Origin of the sequence: Halosimplex aquaticum, assembly GCF_028747785.1 — an archaeon.
GTDB lineage: Archaea > Halobacteriota > Halobacteria > Halobacteriales > Haloarculaceae > Halosimplex > Halosimplex aquaticum.
The window spans coordinates 1,758,615-1,779,855 of record NZ_CP118158.1 but is presented as its reverse complement, the minus strand read 5'-3'; the positions used below and the strand labels follow the sequence as shown (position 1 = coordinate 1,779,855).

22 protein-coding genes and 1 pseudogene are annotated in these 21,241 nt (G+C 61.8%); 11 read left to right on the top strand and 12 right to left on the bottom strand.

Going from position 1 to position 21,241, the window contains the following annotated elements; translation table 11 throughout:
- Positions 1-49: 49 nt before the first annotated feature.
- Positions 50-405 (bottom strand): annotated as a pseudogene (locus tag PSC72_RS08925) (four-helix bundle copper-binding protein).
- A gap of 163 nt (positions 406-568) precedes the next feature.
- Here PSC72_RS08925 and PSC72_RS08920 point away from each other — a divergent pair.
- On the top strand, positions 569-1,168 hold the full coding sequence (locus PSC72_RS08920; protein WP_274325529.1) for a winged helix-turn-helix transcriptional regulator: 600 nt from the start codon (positions 569-571) through the stop codon (positions 1,166-1,168).
- Positions 1,169-1,182: 14 nt separating this feature from the next.
- Here the strand turns inward: PSC72_RS08920 and PSC72_RS08915 are convergent, their stop codons facing one another.
- A complete protein-coding gene (locus PSC72_RS08915) occupies positions 1,183-1,494 on the bottom strand; it encodes a hypothetical protein (protein WP_274325528.1) in 312 nt (103 codons plus the stop codon).
- A 343-nt stretch (positions 1,495-1,837) separates the two neighbouring features.
- Between PSC72_RS08915 and PSC72_RS08910 the strand changes: the two genes are divergently transcribed.
- From PSC72_RS08910 to PSC72_RS08895, 4 genes are all read left to right on the top strand, one after another.
- A complete protein-coding gene (locus PSC72_RS08910; RefSeq protein ID WP_274325527.1) occupies positions 1,838-2,839 on the top strand; it encodes a potassium channel family protein in 1,002 nt (333 codons plus the stop codon).
- 64 nt (positions 2,840-2,903) lie between these two features.
- Positions 2,904-5,141 carry a copper-translocating P-type ATPase gene (locus PSC72_RS08905; RefSeq protein ID WP_274325526.1) on the top strand — a complete coding sequence of 746 codons (2,238 nt, stop codon included), beginning with the start codon at positions 2,904-2,906 and terminating at the stop codon, positions 5,139-5,141.
- An 82-nt stretch (positions 5,142-5,223) separates the two neighbouring features.
- Entirely contained in the window at positions 5,224-5,721 is a 498-nt protein-coding gene (locus PSC72_RS08900; protein ID WP_274325525.1) for a CBS domain-containing protein, read from the top strand.
- Positions 5,690-6,910 (top strand): saccharopine dehydrogenase family protein, encoded by a 1,221-nt coding sequence (locus tag PSC72_RS08895; protein WP_274325524.1) that lies wholly within the window; start codon positions 5,690-5,692, stop codon positions 6,908-6,910. The genes PSC72_RS08900 and PSC72_RS08895 overlap by 32 nt, the downstream gene beginning before the upstream one ends.
- 48 nt (positions 6,911-6,958) lie before the next feature.
- Here the strand turns inward: PSC72_RS08895 and PSC72_RS08890 are convergent, their stop codons facing one another.
- Entirely contained in the window at positions 6,959-7,456 is a 498-nt protein-coding gene (locus tag PSC72_RS08890; RefSeq protein WP_274325523.1) for a DUF411 domain-containing protein, read from the bottom strand.
- 151 nt (positions 7,457-7,607) lie between these two features.
- On the opposite strand from PSC72_RS08890, the gene PSC72_RS08885 reads away from it, so the two are divergent.
- Positions 7,608-7,742 carry a PLP-dependent transferase gene (locus PSC72_RS08885; protein WP_274325522.1) on the top strand — a complete coding sequence of 45 codons (135 nt, stop codon included), beginning with the start codon at positions 7,608-7,610 and terminating at the stop codon, positions 7,740-7,742.
- A 27-nt stretch (positions 7,743-7,769) separates the two neighbouring features.
- On the opposite strand, the gene PSC72_RS08880 is transcribed toward PSC72_RS08885, so the two are convergent.
- Positions 7,770-8,186, bottom strand: a complete 417-nt coding sequence (locus PSC72_RS08880) for a DUF302 domain-containing protein (RefSeq protein ID WP_274325521.1) — start codon at positions 8,184-8,186, stop codon at positions 7,770-7,772.
- Between the two features lie 65 nt (positions 8,187-8,251).
- Complete coding sequence (locus PSC72_RS08875; RefSeq protein WP_274325520.1) at positions 8,252-8,551, bottom strand: hypothetical protein; 300 nt, start codon at positions 8,549-8,551, stop codon at positions 8,252-8,254.
- Positions 8,552-8,984: 433 nt separating this feature from the next.
- Here PSC72_RS08875 and PSC72_RS08870 point away from each other — a divergent pair, with 433 nt between their 5' ends.
- Positions 8,985-10,316 (top strand): permease, encoded by a 1,332-nt coding sequence (locus PSC72_RS08870; RefSeq protein WP_274325519.1) that lies wholly within the window; start codon positions 8,985-8,987, stop codon positions 10,314-10,316.
- Between the two features lie 11 nt (positions 10,317-10,327).
- Here PSC72_RS08870 and PSC72_RS08865 read toward each other — a convergent pair whose 3' ends face one another.
- Both PSC72_RS08865 and PSC72_RS08860 read right to left on the bottom strand, forming a co-directional pair.
- Entirely contained in the window at positions 10,328-10,903 is a 576-nt protein-coding gene (locus PSC72_RS08865) for a helix-turn-helix transcriptional regulator (protein WP_274325518.1), read from the bottom strand.
- A gap of 193 nt (positions 10,904-11,096) precedes the next feature.
- Positions 11,097-11,294 (bottom strand): heavy-metal-associated domain-containing protein, encoded by a 198-nt coding sequence (locus PSC72_RS08860; RefSeq protein ID WP_274325517.1) that lies wholly within the window; start codon positions 11,292-11,294, stop codon positions 11,097-11,099.
- Positions 11,295-11,422: 128 nt separating this feature from the next.
- Between PSC72_RS08860 and PSC72_RS08855 the strand changes: the two genes are divergently transcribed.
- The 4 genes from PSC72_RS08855 to PSC72_RS08840 all read left to right on the top strand — a co-directional run bounded on the left by PSC72_RS08855 (position 11,423) and on the right by PSC72_RS08840 (position 16,324).
- Positions 11,423-12,004 carry an AsnC family transcriptional regulator gene (locus PSC72_RS08855; RefSeq protein WP_274325516.1) on the top strand — a complete coding sequence of 194 codons (582 nt, stop codon included), beginning with the start codon at positions 11,423-11,425 and terminating at the stop codon, positions 12,002-12,004.
- Positions 12,005-12,091: 87 nt separating this feature from the next.
- Positions 12,092-14,698 (top strand): heavy metal translocating P-type ATPase, encoded by a 2,607-nt coding sequence (locus PSC72_RS08850; protein WP_274325515.1) that lies wholly within the window; start codon positions 12,092-12,094, stop codon positions 14,696-14,698.
- A 170-nt stretch (positions 14,699-14,868) separates the two neighbouring features.
- The gene (locus PSC72_RS08845; RefSeq protein ID WP_274325514.1) at positions 14,869-15,642 is read left to right on the top strand and encodes an SDR family NAD(P)-dependent oxidoreductase; all 774 of its coding nucleotides are present in this window, start codon (positions 14,869-14,871) and stop codon (positions 15,640-15,642) included.
- 127 nt (positions 15,643-15,769) lie between these two features.
- Positions 15,770-16,324, top strand: a complete 555-nt coding sequence (locus PSC72_RS08840) for a DoxX family protein (RefSeq protein WP_274325513.1) — start codon at positions 15,770-15,772, stop codon at positions 16,322-16,324.
- A gap of 108 nt (positions 16,325-16,432) precedes the next feature.
- Here the strand turns inward: PSC72_RS08840 and PSC72_RS08835 are convergent, their stop codons facing one another.
- The 5 genes from PSC72_RS08835 to PSC72_RS08815 form a co-directional block, all read right to left on the bottom strand.
- Complete coding sequence (locus tag PSC72_RS08835) at positions 16,433-17,311, bottom strand: bactofilin family protein (RefSeq protein ID WP_274325512.1); 879 nt, start codon at positions 17,309-17,311, stop codon at positions 16,433-16,435.
- Positions 17,308-18,609, bottom strand: coding sequence for an MFS transporter (locus PSC72_RS08830; protein ID WP_274325511.1), 1,302 nt, complete (start codon positions 18,607-18,609; stop codon positions 17,308-17,310). Before PSC72_RS08830 ends, PSC72_RS08835 begins: the two co-directional genes overlap by 4 nt.
- Positions 18,610-18,662: 53 nt before the next feature.
- Entirely contained in the window at positions 18,663-19,562 is a 900-nt protein-coding gene (locus PSC72_RS08825; protein ID WP_274325510.1) for a CPBP family intramembrane glutamic endopeptidase, read from the bottom strand.
- A 119-nt stretch (positions 19,563-19,681) separates the two neighbouring features.
- Positions 19,682-20,545 (bottom strand): hypothetical protein, encoded by an 864-nt coding sequence (locus tag PSC72_RS08820; protein WP_274325509.1) that lies wholly within the window; start codon positions 20,543-20,545, stop codon positions 19,682-19,684.
- On the bottom strand, positions 20,542-21,126 hold the full coding sequence (locus tag PSC72_RS08815) for a flavodoxin domain-containing protein (protein WP_274325508.1): 585 nt from the start codon (positions 21,124-21,126) through the stop codon (positions 20,542-20,544). The genes PSC72_RS08820 and PSC72_RS08815 overlap by 4 nt, the downstream gene beginning before the upstream one ends.
- Between the last annotated feature and the right edge of the window lie 115 nt (positions 21,127-21,241).

Below are 21,241 nucleotides of genomic sequence, written 5' to 3'. Positions count from 1 at the left end.
ATTATGGGGTTGATAACGGACGGATTACCCGGAATAGTGGGAGTCTCTCCTACGAAGCCATCAGGTTGCGACAGCTCTCGGCGCACTCGCTCAGGACGTCGGCACAGACCTGGCAGTGCTCGGCGTCGTGGCGCTCGCACTCTTCGCCACATTCCTCACAGACCCCGGCGTTGATCTGGGTGAGTTCGGGACTGTAGTTCGAGTTGCGCGCCATGAACCGGGCGTGGGTAGCGGCGATGTCCGCGACGTCTCGACGAGCCGAGCGCACTTCTCCATCTCCTCGTCGCCGAGACACTCGTCTGCGCACCACTCACAAACTTCTGTCGCCTCGAAGCAGTTCTCGAGACACTCACGTTCTCCGTCGTTCAGGTGGGTGATCCTACCGGCGGTCTCCGAGAGAGACATACACGACTAGAGGGGTGTGAAATTTTTGTCCCTTTTTGCTTCGAGTATGTGGATATTCGGTGTCTGAGGATCGGCACTACACAGACTCTCTTATAAAACGATCTAACGAACCCTGCTACTGCCAGTCACAGTTTCGAGTGTATCAAGACCGAAGGGTAGGTCGATGGTCGAACTCGACGATACGGACGCGGAGATACTCCGGCTCCTCCTCGCTGATTCCCGGCGATCGTACACGGAAATCGGTGAGAGGGTCGGTCTCTCGGCGCCGACCGTTTCGAATCGCGTGAGCCAACTCGAAGAGCTCGGCGTCATCCAGGGGTTTACACTCGACATCGATCGGTCGATGCTCCGGACTGGCGATGCCGTTCTCATCGAGATCCGAACTGCGCTTGGTGAGACGGACCCCGTCGTCGAGTCACTTACAGACGTAGACGCTGTCGAATGCATCTTCCAAGCCTTTGAGCCACGTATCACCGTCCATGCGTTCATGGACGACAGGGAACTCGAACGCCTGTTCTCGGAGACGCTCGATGAAGACCGCATAGAGAGCTACGAGATTCAGAAGATTTCCCATTCAGTACGGAATCCGCGGATCGATCAGGCCGACCTCGCCATCGAGTGCGTCCAGTGCGGCAAACCGATCACCGGGGACGGAGTCTCCGTGACGGTCGAGGAGAGACGATACTATCTCTGCTGTTCGTCGTGTGAATCGATGTTCAAAGAAGAGTACGAGACGTTACAGGCGGCAGCCGAGGAGGCCTGAATCCGTGCACACGCTTACTCGATCTCGGTGACGTCGGTCGTTTCCATGGCACTGTCGCGTTCCTCTCGAGTCACCCGTAGGCGGATTCCCTTGTCTCTACCCGAGGCCTCGACGACGTTCACGACCGCTGGCGTCGCTTCGGGATCGAGCATCGTCACGCGGTCATCTTCGGTGACGATTCCGTATCCGCTCTCCACACAATGGCCCATGAGTGCGCAGTCCCGGGTGTGGGACCTCGCGTTCTCCAGTAGTTCGTCTCGCGCGTTCTTTCGGATGCAGCCGGCGTCCATGACGTAGCCCTCCACCGTCTCCGTGTCGGTGCTCATAGCAACGGTAGTTCGGGTCTGGCACGGAAGTGGCTTGGCGCGATTCTGTGTCGTTCGGTTCCCACAAACTATCCGGATTCCCCAACTGGGGTTTACGAGATATCGATCTTCTCCAGATTCGTTCAGGCCAGCGGTACGTTTTCCTCAGCTATCGAAGCACGTGGTAGGGGATGGTCCACAGCAGCTGGAGCGCAACGCCGATGATTTTCCGTCTCGAGCGCGAAATGGCGGTGATGGTTGTGCTGTTAGAGGATTTGAACGTCCCCGACCCAAGCTGCATGGTCGGCGTTTCAGACGCGCCGTGGTATCGGCTTTCCAAGTGCGATTCTTGTGAGTACCGGCGATGAATCCCGTCTCCCTGCTTCTCGGCGTGTCGTTTCTCGTCCTGGTCGTCGTCGATCTACTGTGGACGACGCTCTGGGTGGAAGGCGGTGCCGGTCCGCTTACGACTCGATTGATGAGCTGGACGTGGCAGTTGCTTCGACGGATAGCGGGTCACCGACCTCGAGTGCTCTCTCTCGCCGGACCGATAGTACTCGTACTCAGTCTCACTGTCTGGATTACGCTTCTGTGGTTCGGCTGGACGTTCCTCTTCGCGGGCGGAGAGAATGCCCTCATAGATACTCGTGATACAGGACCCATTTCCTGGACAGAACGCTTCTACTTCGTCGGTTATTCGGTGTTCACGATGGGGAACGGGGATTTCACACCGCGCGATGGCGTCTGGCAGATTGTCACGTCGCTCACGACGGCAAGCGGGATGCTCTTCGTGACGCTGAGCGTGACGTACGTTCTCAACGTCCTCGGTGCAGTCACGCAGAAACGTTCGCTCGCCAGCAGTATCCACGGCCTTGGTGCCGGGAGTACCGAGATTCTTGAGCGAAGCTGGGACGGCGAGTCGTTCCGGGGACTGGAAGTACCGCTCAACTCGATTTCCAGCCAGCTCGACACCCTTACCTCGAATCATAAGGCGTACCCGATCCTCCACTACTTCTACACGCCGCAGACAGAGCAGGCAACGGCGACGAACATCGCCGTGTTCGACGAGATGCTGACACTCCTGGAATTCGGAGTCTCGAAACAGGATCGTCCGAGTGAGATCGCCATCGGCCAGGCTCGATCGAGTGTTCAGGATTACCTGAACACCCTCCACGAAGCATTTGTCGAACCAGCCCCACGGACGCCTCCGGCTCCAGCGCTCGACGGCCTTCGAGACGGCGGGATACCGACGGTGTCTGACCAGCAGTTCGACGAGTCGCTCGATTCGATAGACGAACGCCGGCGGAAACTACTGGGGCTCATCGAAGCCGACGAACGGCGCTGGCCCTCCTCGAATAGTCGGTGAGGACTCCAATACAGACCACAAAACCAACACCCCCGGTCCCGTATGCTACTCCACTGAACTAGCTATGGACGATCACTCTCACCACGATCATTACGAGACGGAGAACGGAGAGGGAGGTGGAGATTCAGCCGATTCACGGACGGAACAGTCGATGCTCGAGGAGGAAGCCGAAGATGCGGACGAGGTCGAATCGGAAATCGAGGAGAAACACGACCACCACGCGGGACACGACGCAGGTGGTCACGACCACGGTGAAGGACACGGAGGTCACGGCGACCACGGTGGGATGCACGCCGGCCACGAACAGATGTTCCGGCGGCGCTTTTTCGTCTCGACGCTGCTCTCGATCCCCGTCCTCCTCTACAGTGAGTTCCTCCAAACCCAACTCGGCTTCTCCGTGCCAACTTTCCCGGGCAGCGAGTGGATAAATCCCGTCTTCGCGGTGGTCGTCTTCGCCTACGGCGGGACCCCGTTCCTCCGGATGGCCGTCCCCGAACTGAAGGATCGATCGCCGGGGATGATGACACTCATCTCGATGGCGATCACCGTCGCGTTCGTCTACAGCCTCGCCAGCGTCGTCTTTCCGACGACGTCGGCCTTCTTCTGGGAACTCGTCACGCTGATCGACATCATGTTGCTCGGCCACTGGATCGAGATGCGGTCCGTCCGGCGTGCGTCGAGCGCCCTCGACGAACTGGCGAAGCTCATGCCCGATACCGCCGAGCGGATCACAGAATCGGGGGATACCGAGGAGGTGCCAGTCAGCACCCTCACTGAAGGCGATCTGGTTCTCGTCCGTCCGGGCGCCAGCGTCCCGGCCGACGGCGTCGTCGAGGAAGGCGACTCCGACGTGAACGAGGCGATGATCACTGGGGAATCGAAACCGGTCTCGAAGGAACCCGGAGACGATGTCATCGGGGGGACGGTCAACGGCGACGGGAGCCTCCGTGTACGGATAGATGCGACCGGTGACGAGACGACGCTCGCGGGCATTATGCGTCTCGTCGAAGAAGCTCAAGGGAGCAAATCGAGGACACAGGTACTCGCCGACCGAGCAGCTGGATGGCTGTTCTACGTTGCTCTTGGTGCCGCCGTCGTTACGGGCATCGCGTGGACGGTCGCGACGACGTTCGACGCGACGGTCATCGAACGGGTCGTTACCGTCCTCGTCATCGCCTGCCCACACGCGCTCGGCCTGGCCATTCCACTCGTCGTCGCGATCAACACGTCGCTCGCTGCCCGCAATGGGATGCTCATCCGCGACCGGATCGCGATGGAGGACGCGCGAAACCTGGACGCGATTATTTTCGACAAGACCGGGACGCTCACTCAGGGCGAACACGGCGTCGTCGGGACGGCGACTGTCGACGGCGTGGACGAAGACGAGGCGCTCGAACTCGCGGCCGCCGTCGAGGGGGACTCCGAGCACATGATCGCCCGTGCCATCCGGGAGGCGGCCGACGAACGAGGGATCGACGCACGAGACGCCGACGACTTCGAGGCGATGAAGGGCCGAGGAGTCCGGGCATTCGTCGATGGTCAGGAGGTCTACGTCGGTGGTCCGAACCTCCTCAACCATCTTGACAGCGACGTTCCCGACGCGTTGCGGACCTTCGCCGATGAGGCGGGCGAAAACGCTCAAACAGTGGTTTACCTCGTCCGAGAGGGGGAACTGATTGCGGCGTTCGCGATGGCCGACGTCATTCGCGAAGAGAGCTACCGAGTCGTCGACGCGCTCCACGACCTGGGCATCGAGGTCGCAATGTTGACCGGTGACTCCGAGGACGTGGCCAAGGCCGTCGCTGACGAACTGGGCATCGACACGGTGTTCGCCGAGGTGTTGCCCGAGGATAAGGACGTGAAAGTACAGGAGCTCCAGGACCAGGGCAAGCTCGTCGGGATGGTCGGCGACGGCGTCAACGACGCGCCAGCGCTAACCCGAGCCGACGTCGGTATCGCCATCGGCAGCGGAACCGACGTGGCAGTCCAGTCTGCCGACGTCATTCTCGTGCAGAATAATCCGATGGACGTCGTCCGACTGGTGAAGCTCAGCAAAGCGAGCTACCGGAAGATGCAGGAGAACATCGTCTGGGCCGCCGGGTACAACGTCTTCGCTATCCCGCTGGCTGCGGGGGTGCTGGCTCCCATCGGCATCCTCCTGTCGCCCGCCATCGGAGCGCTGCTGATGTCGTTGAGCACGGTCATCGTGGCGATCAATGCACAGCTCCTCCGCCGCGTCGACCTCTCGGTACCGAGTTTGCCGGGCGTCTCGGCGGGTAGGCAGGCCCGTCCCGCAGACTAGATCAGGAGAGCGATCGGGACGCGCGCGGGTTTAAAATTCACTCGCGACGATACTTTTTGGGTCTCGCGACCGAAGTCGGCACATGGGATCGAAGCGTTCTGACCTCCCGATGCAGGTAGCACAGCTCGCACGCGACGATGTCGTCACTGCTAGCCGAGACGCGTCCGTCCGGGAGATCGCCGAGGCGATGTTCGGCCAGTCTGTAGGGAGCGTCGTTGTTATCGAGGACGACGACCCGGTGGGTATCGTTACGGACCGCGATCTCGCCGTGGAACTGCTCGCCGAAGACGGCCCGGCAAATCTCTTCAAGTCTGACGTCGAACTCGAAGCGCTTACCGCCGGGGACGTAATGACCGCCGATCCACTCGTTGTCGACTCCGACGATGAACTACCTCGCGTGCTCCACCACATGACTGAGGCCCACGCCCGGCGCATCCCGGTCGTCGACGACAACGGCTCGCTGACTGGAATCCTTACCCTGGATGACGTGGTCACTCACCTGGCAGGAGAGAGTGCACACGTGTCGGCACAGCTCGATAACGTCGCAGGTGTCATTCGGTCGGAGTCGCCACAGGAGTGAGTGTCCACGTCTCCATACGTGTTCATACTGTCAGCGGGAGAATGGAGGACGGACTAGCGATGCAGCGGAGAGTAACTTTCGGACAGTCGGAGTCTGGTTCGCCGTGACTCAGACATTACTCGTCGGGGGGTACGGTTCAGTGGGGCACATCGTCGCCCGCGAACTCACCTCGTCGATGGCTGAACGGGAGCAGTTGCTGATCGCTGGCCGTGACGACTCGAAGGCAGCGTCACTCGCCGAGCGACTCGGCGATCATGCATCCGGCGTCTCCTTCGATGTCGAAGCCCCCGCCACCTATTCGAGCGTTCTCAAGGACGTCGATCAGGTGATCGTCTGTCTCGATCAGTCGGGGACGGCGTTCGTCGAAGCGTGTCTCGAACGGGGTATCGATTACGTGGACGTGACTGCGTCAGACGAGTTCTTCCGCCAGGTCGAGAGCTTCGACCAGTTTGCAAGAGAGAACGACGCGACAGCGGTCCTGAGCGTCGGACTGGCGCCCGGGGTCACGAATCTCCTCGCAGCACGCGCCGTCGACGAACTGTCGACCGTTTCCGACGTCCGGATCGGCGTCCTCCTCGGACTCGGCGAGTCGTTCGGTCCGGAAGCGAGCCGTTGGACTCTAGAGCACATCGGACGACCGTTCACGGTACAGACTAACGGCGACTCGCGGACCGTCCGGGGATTCACCGACCCGCGGCCGATCGAGTTTCCCCGATACGGCTGTCGTACCGCATACCGGTTCGACTTCGCCGATCAGCACGTCGTTCAACGGACGCTCGATGTCCCGACCGCGTCGACGCGATTCTGCTTCGACTCCCGGCTCGCTTCGACAGGCATCCACGGGCTCGTCAGGGCCGGAGTCTATCAGCCGATGGCCGACGCCGTCGGGGTCGATCGGCTCGCTCGACTCAGTGAGAGTCTTTCACTCGGCGGTGATGGATTCGCAGTGACGGTCACCGCCGAAGGCCGACGGGATAAAACCCGAATTGCGACAACCGAAGCGGTCGACGGGCGAGAACAGAGTCACGTGACGGGCCTCGTCGCCGCGGTCGTTGCCCAGGCGGTGGCGGCCGGGGACGTGTCCAACGGCGTCTCTCACGTCCATCAGATTCTCGAGCCGACCACCGTACTCGACGAGCTTCGATCCCACGGCTACAGAACGACGTCTAGCGAGCGCGTTCTCGGATGATGGCGCAATTCCCACAGACCCAGTTTGAGGACTCGTCGTCGCTCCCGTCTAGTACTTCGCGTACACACCACTCGCCTGATCGTCATCGAACTCGTGGATAGTAAACTGCCCTTGCTTCGACCCGCCCATCCCAGGTGAACCGGCGGGCATTCCCGGCAGCGCGATGCCGTCTATCGCGGGTTCCTCCCCGAGGAGCGTCTCGATAACGGTCGCGGGGACGTGCCCTTCGACGACGTAGTCTCCGACCACGAGCGTGTGGCAACTCTGCAGTTCGTCGGGGACGCCATGTTGCCGTTTGACTGCCGCGATGTCGTCGGGCGTGGTCTCCGTGAGCGTCCCGTCTATCCGCTCACCGAGGTACGCCGCGTACTGCGAACAGCAGCTACAACCGGGGGAACTGTACTGATGGACCTCGGCGACCGCGAGGGAAACGTCATCGTCATCAGAAGCATCCGTGCGCCCGCCGCTGAGACAGCCACTGAGGCCGGCTGCTATCGCAGCACCGCTCGCGATGATGACGTTTCGACGCGTCCAGTCGGGAGTCATGGAGCCACGTTCGTCTCGGGGGAATTACCGTCCCTCGACGATTCCAGCGTAGTGAGAACGCTGACGCCAAGGAGTCGTCTCCGAGACCGAGGGTTCACGCTCGCCGAAAGTCTCGGGGGGTGTCGAAAGCCTACTCGCACATCCCGAGTCGATGACCAACGTGTCGACCTCGCGAAAAGAGTGGGAGGCCAAGGGAATCACCGACGGACTGATTCGCCTGAGCGTTGGTCTTGAGGACGTCCGCGATCTACAGAGCGACCTTGAACAAGCTCTCGCCGTCGTCTAACCAGTCAGGAACGATCGGAACTGATCTTCAGGTGTCCGACGGACCCCCGCTTCCGTCGCCGACACTCTCTAACACGCGCTCGAATCGCTCCTGAACGTCAGTCGCGATGGAATCGAGCGCGTCGTTGTCTGCTATACCCACGAGTTGTGCCGGGTCGACGGCGCTCACCACAACGTCGCCGTCGTCGCGCTCGTAGACGATGACGTTACAGGGGAGGAGTGCACCGAGCTCGATTTCTTCCTTGAGCCCCTCAAGCGCTAGCGAGGGATTGCATGCACCGAGGATCCGATACTGCCGGAATTCCTCGCCGAGTTTCTCTTCGAGCGTCGCTTGTACATCGATATCGCAGAGCACCCCGAACCCCTCGTTTTCGAGCGCCTCCATCGTCGCATCGACCGTCTGGTCGAATTCGTCGGTCGACGTCGTCTGGATCGTGTATGCCATGCAAAATGATAGTCCTGGGATTGCCTTAACCGTGTGCCGAGTCGAGAGTATCTGGCCAGGAACGTCTAGCAACCGCGTCCCTGGCCGTACATCCTACCGTCGTGGCCGCCGTCGGCCATGTCCTGAGCCATCTCGTCGACGGTCACGCCCATGTGCGATTCCATCCATTCGACGGCACCGGGACCCATGTGGTCGGTCTTGTGTCCTTCCATCCAGACGGCCCACTCAGCCGCAGTTCCGTCGTCCCTGGGTGCGTCATCCGCGGTCGTTTCATTATCGTGCGCGCTGACGACGGGAGCGACCAGGGCGAGGCCGACGATCGCGAGCGCCACGAGCAGCCAGCGTCCGGCGTTGATGTTGGTCATTGTCCTTCTCCTCGGTTACTTGTAGGACAGCTCGGGAGTTATCCGCGTGGGTGTGAATCGGCGCAGGAGATCGTTCGAGAGCGTATATAGGGGCGTTTAACCGTCCCTCTCGATCAAGACCGTTCATCGCCGTGGAATTCGGGGGAATCGTCCCAGTGAAAACAAGAAACCCTCGTTTTCCAAACCCGGACGAGATGAGCGTACGAGCGTCAGGTACCCCGATATCCGTCGCATTACGGAGAAACAGTTGAATGCAGGTACGGGAAGATACGATCAGTCACTGTCGGCCGCTGTATAGCCGGGAAGGTACACGAAAGCAGTTCGTTCTGCAAAGGCTCACTCACTCATTGATTTGAACAACAAGACACGTTCGTCGAGAGATACTGGTTTTCTAGTCACAATCCCGTTAGGAACGGAGCCCCGTCTAGTAGATATGGAGCGGAAGGAATACGCGATCCTCGCGGTCATCGCGCTAGCGACCGTCGGCATCGGCGTGTTCACCACTTCTGAGCCACTCTCGACGTTCTTCGTCGAGAGCACCCAGGAGTTTCTGACTACCACAGCGGCAATGGCATGGATCACGTGGTGGGCGCTCGTGATCGGTTTTGCAATCGCTGGGGGCGTCGAGGCGTGGACCTCAAACGAGGAGGTGTCGGAGCTGCTGGAGGGACAGGGCCCTCGCGAAATCGGGTATGGGTCACTGTTCGGGTTCGTCTCGTCGTCGTGTTCCTACAGCGCCATCGCCACGGCGAAGAACCTCTTCAAGAAGGGCGGCTCCGCAGCGGCGACGCTCGGGGCCTTTATGTTCGCCTCGACCAATCTCGTCATCGAGATCGGCGCCATCATCTGGATCCTGCTCGGCTGGCAGTTCCTCCTCGCGGACATCGTTGGCGGATTCACGCTCATCGGCCTGATGGCAGTGGGATTCGTTTACGTGGTTCCCGACGAGGTCGTCGAGCAGGCTCGCGAGAACGTCACCGACGAGGGCACAGAGAAGGTACAAGATCCCGTTTGCGGGATGGAAGTTGACCCCGACGAGGCCGAGTACTCGATGGAACACGACGGACAGACCTACTACTTCTGCTCACAGTCCTGCATGGAGAGTTTCGACCCCGAAGCGGCCAACACGACTATCCGAGAGAAGGCGACGTCACTCTCGGGATGGAAAGCACTTGCGGACAAGCAGTGGAAGGAGTGGGGAATGCTCTGGGACGAGATCGCCATCGGGTTCATCTTCGCTGGCCTGATCGCCGGGTTCATCCCTCAACAGGTCTGGACGTCGGTATTCTCTGGCGCGACGTTCGGTTTGCCGGTGTACATCTTCTGGACGGCGGTCCTCGGGGCCGTTATCGGCGTCGCGACGTTCGTCTGTTCGGTCGGAAACGTGCCGTTCGCTGCTGTCCTCTTCAGTAACGGCCTCCCATTCGGCTCAGTCCTCTCGTACATCTACGCCGACCTCATCGTCCCACCGATCATGGACGCCTACCGGGAGTACTACGGAACGAAGTTCGCAGCGATCCTCTCGGGGATGATCTTCGTCTCCGCCGTCTTCACGGGTGTCCTCATGCACTTCCTCTTCCTCAGCGTGGGTCTGATCCCGGCCCCCTCTAGCGTACAGATCGCCGAGGTATCGATCGAGATGAACTACAAGATGGTTCTAAACGTGCTCGCCACTGTCTTCTTCCTGTTCCTCTACTGGCTCCACCGACAGGACTCGGTCGGTGAGACGGGTAAACACAGTGGCCACGCTCATACCGCCGACTGAGGGGTCACGTTCTATCTCGTTTCCAGTTCGTCGCTCGGGTAGATGCGGTACGTCCGGCCCTGGCGCTCGCGATACAGTAACCCGCGTTTCTCGAGGGCGCTCACAGTCTGGCTCACTTTGCTCTTCGAGAAGTCCGACCGGTCGCGTAGTTCGATCTGCGTGATCCCCGGTGAGTCGATCACCGGGTCGAGGACGCGACGCTCGTCTTCTGGCAGGAGGTCGAGAACCCGAGTGCGAGAGTGTAGCGGTGGGTTGATCTCGTCGTTCGGCGGGGAATTGTCGACCGACGGTTCGTCGCTCTCTCCGGAAACCTTCTCAGCTGTATCTGGGTGAGACAGTGTGCTCGGCCCTAATACGGAGAGGTCGTCACGGACGACCAGATATCCGCCCCCGACGAAGACGGAGACGACGACAGCCCCGAGGACGTACCAGAGCGGATTCGTCCCGTGGACTGCTCCCATTGACGACCCCATCATCCCGTCGAGGGCGCGCTGTTGCTGGTAGGCCTGCCAGCTGAGCACACTCCCGGTGAGGAGGACTGTTCCGACGATGAGCCCGACGACTGCATCGGCTCGGCGGCGGTTCATTCCGTCTGCCCGGGTGGACTCGTCTGTTTACTCATGAACATCGGTTCGAAACGCGGGTTCGTACCCGTTTTGGTGATCTAGTGCGATTCCCTGACGATTGATCACGAACCCTGAACACCGGGACGTGAGACGCCGTGCGTCGGAATTCCGCTGGCGACTCGAAACCCCTCGCGAGGCGAGGGCTCCGTGGTAGTCAGGCCGAGGCGTCGTAGCCGGCCTCGTCGACTGCACTGACGAGGGCGTCGGTGTCCGCGTCGCCCTCCACAGTCGCCGATTCAGCCTCGCGATCGGCTGTCGCACTCGAGACGCCGTCGACGTCTTCGAGCGCTTCTTCGACGGTCTGCTCGCAGTGCTCGCAGGTCATTCCCTCTACGGAGATTGTTTCGCTCATACGGGTAGAGATACGGGAGTCTATTCTTTGTCGTTTTCTGCTTCGATTCCAAAGCCACAGTTACTCCGTCCATTGCAGGCCTAAGCACAATCCGTTGAGTTATTGGCAGTAGGGAACGGTGTAGATGTATGCGAGAGTTGGACGAGACAGACATGACGATCCTCACGCTCCTGGGTGAGAACGCCAGACGCCCGTTTAGCGACATCGGTGACGTCGTCGATCTTTCGGGTCCAGCGGTTTCTGACCGCGTCACTCGCTTAGAGGAAGCCGGCATCATCAACCGATTCACCGTCGACGTCGACCGGTCACAACTGCACGCCGGGATTCCGGTGTTCGTCCAGGTCGCGGGAGTAGACGACGTCGACGGGCTCAAAGATCGCATCGGAGACGCCGACGCCGTCGAGCACCTCTTCGTCACCGCCGACGGGGGTATCTGGTTCTACGCCCGCGCACAGGTCCAGAACGTCCGCCGGTGGCTCGACGGCCTCCTCGACGACGACGTCGAGTATACGGTGACGCTGATGGACGACGTCGAATGGCGCCCGTCACTGGACGGGACCGAATTTGCGCTCACCTGTGCCGAGTGTAACAACACTGTGGACAGCGAGGGTCGTTCGGCTCGCCTCGACGGGCAGGTGTATCACTTCTGCTGTCCGTCGTGTCAGAGCCGGTTCGAGGAGCGATACGAACGTCTCGAAGAGGGCGCCTGATCGCTTTCGATTCGAAAGATCAGGGGCGCCGGTACTTTGGAACACTCCCAGAAAGAGGGGTAAGCAAAGACCCCGTATTCTACTACAATGAGTCAGCAAACCACCCACCTGGAAATCCAGGGCATGAGCTGTGCGAACTGCTCGCAGACGATAACGGATGCCCTGGAGAACCTCGACGGTGTCGCCGAGGCGAACATCAACTTCGCCACGGATGAGGGTTCCGTCGAGTTCGACCCGGACGAGGTATCGCTCGCTGAGGTCTACGACGCTATCGAGAACGCCGGCTACGAGCCCCAGCGAGCCACTGTCTCGATCGGCATCTCGGACATGACGTGCGCGAACTGTGCCGACACGAACGAGGACGCCCTCGAGTCGGTCCCCGGCGTCATCAGCGCCGAGGCGAACTACGCGACCGACGAGGCACAAGTCGAGTACAATCCGGCGGACGTCTCGCGGGCGGCGCTCTACGACGCCATCGAGGACGCCGGCTACACGCCGGTCCGCGAGGACGGCGACGCCGGAGAATCGGACCAGGATCGGCGTGACGCGGCCCGGCAGGCCGAAATCCGCCGGCAACTCCGGCTGACTCTGTTCGGCGCGGCCTTGTCGGCGCCCCTGCTGTTCTTCCTCGTCGAGAAGTTCGTCCTCGGCGGCGGGGTCGTCCCCGAGAGGATCTTCGGCATCGAATTCGGCTGGGTAGAGTTCCTGCTGGCGACGCCGGTCCAGCTGGTGCTTGGCTGGCCGTTTTACAAGAACTCCTACAAGGCGCTCGTCAAGAACGGCCGCGCCAACATGGACGTGCTGATCGCGCTAGGATCGACTACGGCGTACGTCTACTCCGTGGCAGTCTTGCTCGAAGTGATCGCCGGCGGGTTGTACTTCGATACGGCCGCGCTCATCCTCGTGTTCATCACGCTCGGAAACTACCTCGAGGCGCGCTCGAAGGGCCAGGCCGGCGAAGCGCTCCGGAAACTGCTGGAGATGGAGGCCGAGACGGCCACCGTCGTCGACGAGAAGGGCAACGAGGAGGAGATCCCACTCGAAGACGTCGAGGTCGGCGACCGGATGAAGGTCCGCCCCGGCGAGCAGATCCCGACCGACGGGGTCGTCGTCGACGGCCAGTCGGCGGTCGACGAGTCGATGGTCACCGGCGAATCGGTCCCCGTCGAGAAGGGCGAGGGTGACGAAGTCGTGGGGTCGACCATCAACGAGAACGGCGTCCTAGTCGTCGAAGCGACGAAGGTCGGCGAGGACACCGCGCTCAAGCAGATCGTTCAAACTGTGAAGGAGGCCCAGTCGCGCCAGCCCGACATCCAGAACCTCGCCGACCGTATCTCGGCGTACTTCGTACCGGCGGTCATCGCGAACGCCGTCCTCTGGGGCGTCGTCTGGTACCTGTTCCCCGGAGCCCTCGCCGGGTTCGTCGAGTGGCTCCCGCTGTGGGGGCTCGTCGCGGGCGGCCCCGCGGTCGCCGGTGGGGCGGTAACGGTCTTCGAATTCGCCGTCATCGTGTTCGCGTCGGCCGTGCTGATCGCCTGTCCCTGTGCGCTCGGCCTGGTGACGCCCGCCGCGACGATGGTCGGGACGACTATCGGCGCCCAGAACGGCGTCCTGTTCAAGGGCGGTGACATCCTCGAACGTGCGAGGGACGTCGACACCGTGGTCTTCGACAAGACGGGGACGCTCACGAAGGGCGAGATGGAGCTGACCGACGTGGTCGTCTTCGACGCTGACGGACAACCGCTGGCTGACGGAGGAGAGCCCGCCGCGGACGGTGGAGCGCTGAGTGTTCGGGACCGCCTCGGTGAAGACGACGTGCTCCGTCTCGCCGCGACGGGAGAGAGCGGGAGCGAGCACCCGCTCGCCCGCGCCATTGTCGACGGCGCTGAGGAGCGGGGGATCGACCTCACGGAACCAGACGAATTCGAAAACGTGCCCGGTCACGGTATCCGCGCCTCCATCAGTGGAAGCGAAGTCCTCGTCGGGAACCGCAAATTGCTCCGCGACGAAGGGATCGATCCCTCGTCCGCCGAAAAGACCATGGAACGTCTCGAAAACGAAGGGAAGACGGCGATGCTCGTCGCGTACGAGGGTGAGCTCGTCGGCGTCGTCGCGGACGCTGACACCGTCAAAGAGAGCGCCAAAGACGCGGTGGCCGCGCTCCGCGAGCGCGGGACCGACGTGATGATGATCACCGGCGACAACGAACGCACCGCCGGGGCGGTCGCCGAGCAGGTCGGCATCGACCCGGACAACGTCCGGGCGGAGGTCCTCCCCGAGGACAAGTCCGACGCGGTCGAATCGATCCAGAGTGAAGGGCGGAAGGCGATGATGGTTGGTGACGGCGTCAACGACGCGCCGGCCCTCGCCGTCGCCCACGTCGGGACGGCTATCGGGAGTGGTACTGACGTCGCCATAGAAGCCGCTGACGTGACGCTGATGCGCGACGACCCGCTCGACGTCGTGAAGGCAATCCGTATCTCCGACGCCACGCTGCAGAAAATCAAGCAGAACCTGGTCTGGGCGCTCGGTTACAACACCGCGATGATCCCTCTGGCCTCGCTCGGTCTGCTTCAGCCAGTGCTGGCCGCCGGTGCGATGGCGTTCTCCAGCGTGTCGGTGCTGTCGAACAGCCTGCTGTTCCGCCGGTACGACCCTGACGAGGACTACGAACTGCTGGGCCGACTTCGGTAAGCGACGCCGACAGCACGGCACTCCTCTTCCCTGACTGGCGTCTAGTTCAGATCTCCATATCTTGTCTGTACTTGCCGGATAGCAGATTGTGAGAATCAAGTTCCCGATCCGCGAGAACCGTCCACACACCTTCGTCACGTGCGGACGAAGTCATCCTCGGTGAAACCTTCATGAAAGGACTCGACGGAAAGGTAGCAGTCGTAACGGGTGCCGGATCGGGGATCGGTCGATCTACGGCAGTACGGTTCGCAGAGGAAGGTGCAAAAGTCGTTGTCGCGGATATCGCCGAAGACACGGGGAAAGAGACGGTCGACCTCGTCGAAGAGGCAGGCGGCGACGCGACGTTCGTCGAGGTGGACGTCGCCGACCCGGATTCGGTCGAGCGCATGGTCGACGTGGCAGTGGAAGAGTACGGCGGCCTCGACTTCGCGCACAATAACGCGGGCATTCTCACCGGCTTCGCCGAGGTGACCGACATCGAGGAGGACCAGTGGGACAGGTTGCTGGACGTCAATCTGAAGGGCGTCTGGGCGTGCATGAAGGCCGAACTCCCGGTGATAGCAGACGACAGCGGCGGTGCCATCGTCAACACCGCGTCCGAGGCAGGCCTCGTCGGCATGGGCGGTCTCGCCAACTACTCGGCGAGCAAGCACGGCGTCGTCGGCCTCACCAAGACCGTCGCGCTGGAGTACGCGGGTCGCGGCGTTCGGGTCAACGCCATCGCTCCCGGTCCGACGGAGACGAACATCCAGCAGAACACGGTCGGCGAGAGCGTCGACCCGTCGACGCTACCGTTCGACACCTCCGCGATGGTCGATGTACCGATGGGACGAAGCGCCCAACCGGAGGAGATGGCTGGCGTTGTCGCCTTCCTCTGTTCGGAGGACGCGTCGTTCATCACTGGTACGACGATCCCCGTTGACGGCGGGCAGGCCGCGGACTGAACTGCACTTGGATCGGACAGTAGTTCGAGCAGGACATCTCCCAGCCAGTTCTCACCCGGGTCAGGACGTTCGCTCTTCCCCCTGGACCGGGACCACTTTTAACAGCCGACCACGAGTGTAGCGGAACATGTCGTCGGAGGAAGTCCAGCTTCGGAGTACCGTTGCGGGGTTCACCGCCGAGGGGAAACTTCACACGCTGAGCGTATGGTTCATTCTCGCCCTCCGATTGATGATGGGGCTGGCGTTTCTGCAGAGCGGACTGGACAAGGTGCTGTCGGGTAGTTTCAGTGCGGCGGGCTATCTCCAGAACGCACCGCCGGCGAACAACAGCCCCGTCGCCGATCTGTTCGTTGCCATGGGTGAGACCCAGTGGTTCGTCGAGTTCGTCAACGTCGCCGTCCCGTGGGGCGAACTGTTTATCGGCCTCGGCCTGCTCGTCGGTGCGCTCACCCGCCTCGCTGCGTTCTGGGGCGCCTTCATGATGCTCATGTTCTATCTCGGCAACTGGGAGATAGAACACGGGTACATCAACGGCGACTTCGCGTACATGCTCGTCTTCCTGTCCGTCGCCGCCTTCGGCGCCGGCCGGATTCTCGGCCTCGATGCGTACATCGAGCAGTACGAGATCGGTGGCCAACCCCTCGTCGAACGCTATCCCTGGACTCGGTACTTCCTCGGTTGACTTCCTCCAACGGCTTCAGGCCGTGGGACCCCTCCGCGTGGGACAGGCCATGCCTGCATCAGCACCGGAGGCGAAGTTACCATCGACGCCGCCCCCCTCCACGGATGGTTACCGGCCGGTACCGTCCGGGATGGTCACGGGTTCGAAGCGCTGGAGCCCGAAGTACGAGTTCAAGACGGCGCCGAAGCCCACGACGATCAGCGCGAACTGGACGAGCGTTCCGAGGTACGGGACGAGGGCGAGCAGTTCCAGCGCGAGCAGGAACAATCCGACGCCGGCGACAGTCGCAACTTCGTCCCGGTCGATCGGGAGCTGTCGTCCGACGAGACGGCCGAAGGCGACCTGACTGTAGAGGACGATCAGCACTTCGCCGACGAGTCCGGCGATGCTGAGCGGTATTAAGAGCAAGGTAAACGCCATGTAGACAAAGAGGACGAGCAGCGTCGCGGCGGCGAGCGCACCGACGACGCCACTGACGAGGGCGTGCTCGGTGATCGAGTGCCCGATGTTGTCTAGAAGCGTCGAGTGTCGGCGGCCGAACCACCAGCCCGCGAAGCCTACCACGAGGAACTGCAACAGGAACCCGGCGATCCTTCTGATGGGCGAGTTCGAGGGTGCCGGCGGATCGACCGCCGAAACCTGGCCGACCGACGCCCCGTCGGCGATCGCCGACTCGCCGGAGATCGTCTGTACGGTTCCGGTGACGGTCGCAGCCTCGACGACTGTGAGGTTACCGGCGAGCACTGTCACGTCACCGTCTAACTGGCCCTCGACGCGCGTCGTTCCGCCGATGACGTAGAGGTCGCCTGAGACGGTCGCATCGGCGGGAACGCTAACTGTGCCTCCAGCGACGACGTGGACGTCCTGAAGCGACTGGAGGGTATGGTCACCTTGGAAGGTCACGGTCATCTGCTCGGCGTCTCCGCCACCGACCCCGACGAGGAGCAACACGACGATCAACAGCGGGATGGCTTCGGTCGGGCTCACGCGACGCGTCCCTCCCGAGAGATCGCGACCATCCGACGAACGTACACGCCGACGCCGAGTCCGAACAGTAACAGCAGCGAGAGCGCCTGGACGACGTTGAGGTGCGATAGAAGCGTCAGTTCCGCGGCCTGGAAGTACAGCGCCAGCGCAGTACTCGAAAACGTCGCGAGCCACCCGGCGACGCCGATACCGATGGCCGAGCGGGTTCCCACGGTGGCCGCCGTCGACAGGTCCGGCCACAGCGCGAAGTTGAGCGTCGTGTAGAAACTCACCGCCACGGCGTAGTACATCGGGTTGAGCGGCGAGGTCGTTCCCCCTGCGAGCGTCGGGAATACCGCCGCTACCCGCAGGTCGGAGGTGTAGAGGACGTGCGTGAGTGAAAACAACGCGAACGTCCACAGGAACACGCGGTCCAGCGAGTAGTTCACGTAGATGACGCCCGCCATCACCGCACCGACGACGTGTGCAACAGCGATGAGCAATCTCGTCGAGAGGTCCGGCGACTGCCAGGACGTCAAAAGAAGCGCCGGGGTGTCGATGATCCGTAGGAATCCCAGGCTGTCGACGAAGAACACGCCGAACATGAGGGCGACCGGAACGGCGAAGGTGAGACTCCGCGTCTCGATCGACTCGGGGTAACAGAACCGTCCGGTACCGAACCCGCGTCGCTGGGCGTCGAGTTCCGAGAGCATTGCTTCGATTCGGTCGAGGCGGCCAGACACGAGGACGAAGAGAATGAGCAAACCGGGGACCATTGCAGCTGTCATCAATCGACTGAAGACGCCTACTGACCATTCGAGTGGGTAGGCGTTCGCGCCGAAGTAGGCTATCGCAGTGATCGCTGCGGCGACGTAGCCGCGGTCGGGCACTGGGACGAGATCGATTGCGAGCGAAAACGAGACCGGAAAACCGACGCCGAGGCCGATCGACGCGGCCACGATCCACGCCCCGAATGCCGGAACGGTCCGTATCGAGGGTGCGACGAGAGTAAGCGCGAACTGGACGAGGACGACGCCGAGTAACAGCCGTAACTTGGTTCTGAGGTCCCTGCTCCACCCGCGACGGTCCATCGTCACACCGGTTACGATGGCGACGACGAGCGTACACAGCGCGAGGCCGGCCATCCACGCGGAGACGGCCGTTTCGGACATTCCCACGAGTCGGGTCCCGAGGTCGATGAGCCCGAGCTGCACGAAGGTGATGTTGTAGTAGTAGCCGGCGACCATCAGGGCGACGAACAGTAGATACCCGAAGACGGTCGACCACCGTCCGTCACGGAGATACTGGAAGAGACGCATCCTGTCGGTGTTCTCGTCCTAGCGTGCACAGGCGGGAATAATAATTGTCGGCGTCACTCGCTCCCGGTCGTCTGACTGTCCCGACCGAAGCCGACGACTTCCAGGCCCGGGGGCTCGTGATTCGATAGCTTGTCAGCTCCGTAGACGACCACGAAGAGGAGCGCGAGTATCACTAGCGGGAGAGCGCCGGTCACCTCTGCGAGGAGGTTCAATAGCGGGTCCGGTACGCCTCCCGGAGCAAGTGCTTCCGTGTCGGCGGGGTGGAAGATGCCCATCGCGTTGACGCCAGCGTGGAACATCGCGACCGCGAGGACGCTACCGCCAGTACTGTTGTACATCCAGGTCCAGAGGATGGATCCCGCCAGGATCGAGACCAGCCAGAGCAGTTGCTGCGAGAGCGGCCAGGCGCCGTGAGTCGTAGTCGCGTTGAGGAACAGCGGAAGGTGCCAGCCGGCCCACGCGACGCCGACGGCGAGGCTCGACGCGAGTGCACTGTACTTCTCCTGGAGCAGCGGAAGCATGAATCCACGCCAGCCCAGGTCCTCTTGACCACCGCCCCAGACCGTCCCCCAAGCGAGCGCAAAGAGGTAGATCCCGGGGAACGGGAACGAACGCAGGTTGACCGGCCCACCGAGTGTCACGAACGCGAGACTCCCTGTGATCAGGATAACGAGCGGTAATCCGAGCGCGATAGCCCACCACTTTGCACCGATGCGCCAGTGGAAGAACTGTCCGACCCACTCGCGGAGGTCACCGCCACTGGCCCAGATGACCACTGCGGCGCCGACGGGCGGGCCGAATCCACCGGACCCAATGAGGATCGACTGGGTCCACGACGCTTCCATCCCGCTGGCTGCGATCGCACCCTGGATGACCCAGGTGAAGGTGTACGTGATCGCCAGGAACGACGCGAGGCGGTGCCGGTCGATCCACGAGCGGAGACTACTTGTCATTGTCAGGAATTGACATACTGGTACAATAGTAGTACCGACCGGCGAGGTGCATCCGGTAGAGATGAAGGCGTTCGATCTTATCATTCACCGCGAACGGGGAGAACCGCGTCCCGCGTTGCTCAACGGTCCCGCGACGTCTCCCCAACCGCTATCGGTCGCCCAGTCGTTTGGCTTCCGTCGATAGCGAGAAGCAATCGTCCCATCAGGAGTACGCTCAGAACAGTCAGCGACCCGAAGATGATAACCTGAGGGAACGGCACAGGCTGGCCGTCCTGGACCATGAACCACGCCATCGCCAGAACGGCGCCGCCGAGCGTCGCGACTTTCACGAGAAGCACTGCCGTGAACGCGTACCCCCACGGACGCCGCCGCCACAGCAGGTACGCAGTGAGCGCGAACGCCGGAAGAATGACCCCCAGATCGAACGAATAGATGACGGACGTCGGGAGACCAGCTTCGGTGATGCTGGGCGGAGTCGTCCCTGCGAGGATCGCCGGGAGGATCTCGGAGAGCCAGACGAACCCTATCAGAACGACGAGCAACAGATGAAAGGCGACGTACGACCGTACCGGTCCGTCGCCGAAAGCCCGTTTCAACGCGCGGGCGTCGAGGCGGACCATCCCGCCGACAAAGGTGAACAGCGTCAGCCACAGGAGCGTCGTGTAAACCAGATACAGTTCGTTAAATGCGGTCATGAACGCATACGATGCGTAGGTGTACAGCAGGTAGCTGGTGACGCCGAGCCACGTGATGTACCCGCGTAGCGAGCCCCGCGTCGCATAATACAGTGAGACGACGAAGACGGGCACGGCGACAATGAGTGTCAGCAGGTCCTGACCGTAGACCTGCGGGAGGAGTACCGGCGCGTCACGGTAAAAGCCCGGTACGAATAGCCCGACGACCGTCGCGAGAACAGTCAGTATAGCAATGAGTGCCGAGGAAACGATGTACTGGCGCGGAACTAGTGGTCGACTGCTGGTCATTGTTGATCCGCAGATGATCCGGCGTCGGGTGTGGGAATTCCGAGGCGCCCCTCGACGAACGCGGCGACGTCGTTGGCGAAGTCCTCGACCGCCTGCCAGTCGGTGAACTTCGCGTCCTGCGACGTGTCGAGGTCTGGCATCTCCCGCTTGACGACCTGCTTGACCATGAACCGCTTGAGAAAGCCGAACTCCGAGAACCGCAACGCACCGCCGAATTGGGCGATCCGATCGGGGTGCCAGTCAGTCTCTTCGAGGAACGCTTCGACGTAGCCCGCAGCCTGTTCCTGTCCTTCCTCGGTCGCCGACGACATCGACACCTGGAAGAACGCAGTCGGTTTCGCCGAGAGTTCGTCTCGGTTGGCGTCCACGAAATCGATAACCGCCTGCTGGTGTTTCCCACCGTGGATGGATGCGCCAACGAGGACTGCATCGTACTCGTCGAGAGTGAGGTTCGCCGGCGTCTCTGTAGTGTCCACTCCGGTCGCATCGTGTCCACGCGCACGGAGTGTAACGACGATCCGGTCTGCGATTTTTGCTGTCTGGCCTTCACCGGTTCCGTAATATACGAGAAACGAAGCCATGGGAAAGAGTTGGTTCGCGAAAACGATAAATGATTGTGGGCATGCCTAGCACCGGCTCCACTCTTTCCCGTGCAAGGATTAGTTGCGATTGCGCCGAAGTATCGTCAGATAACAA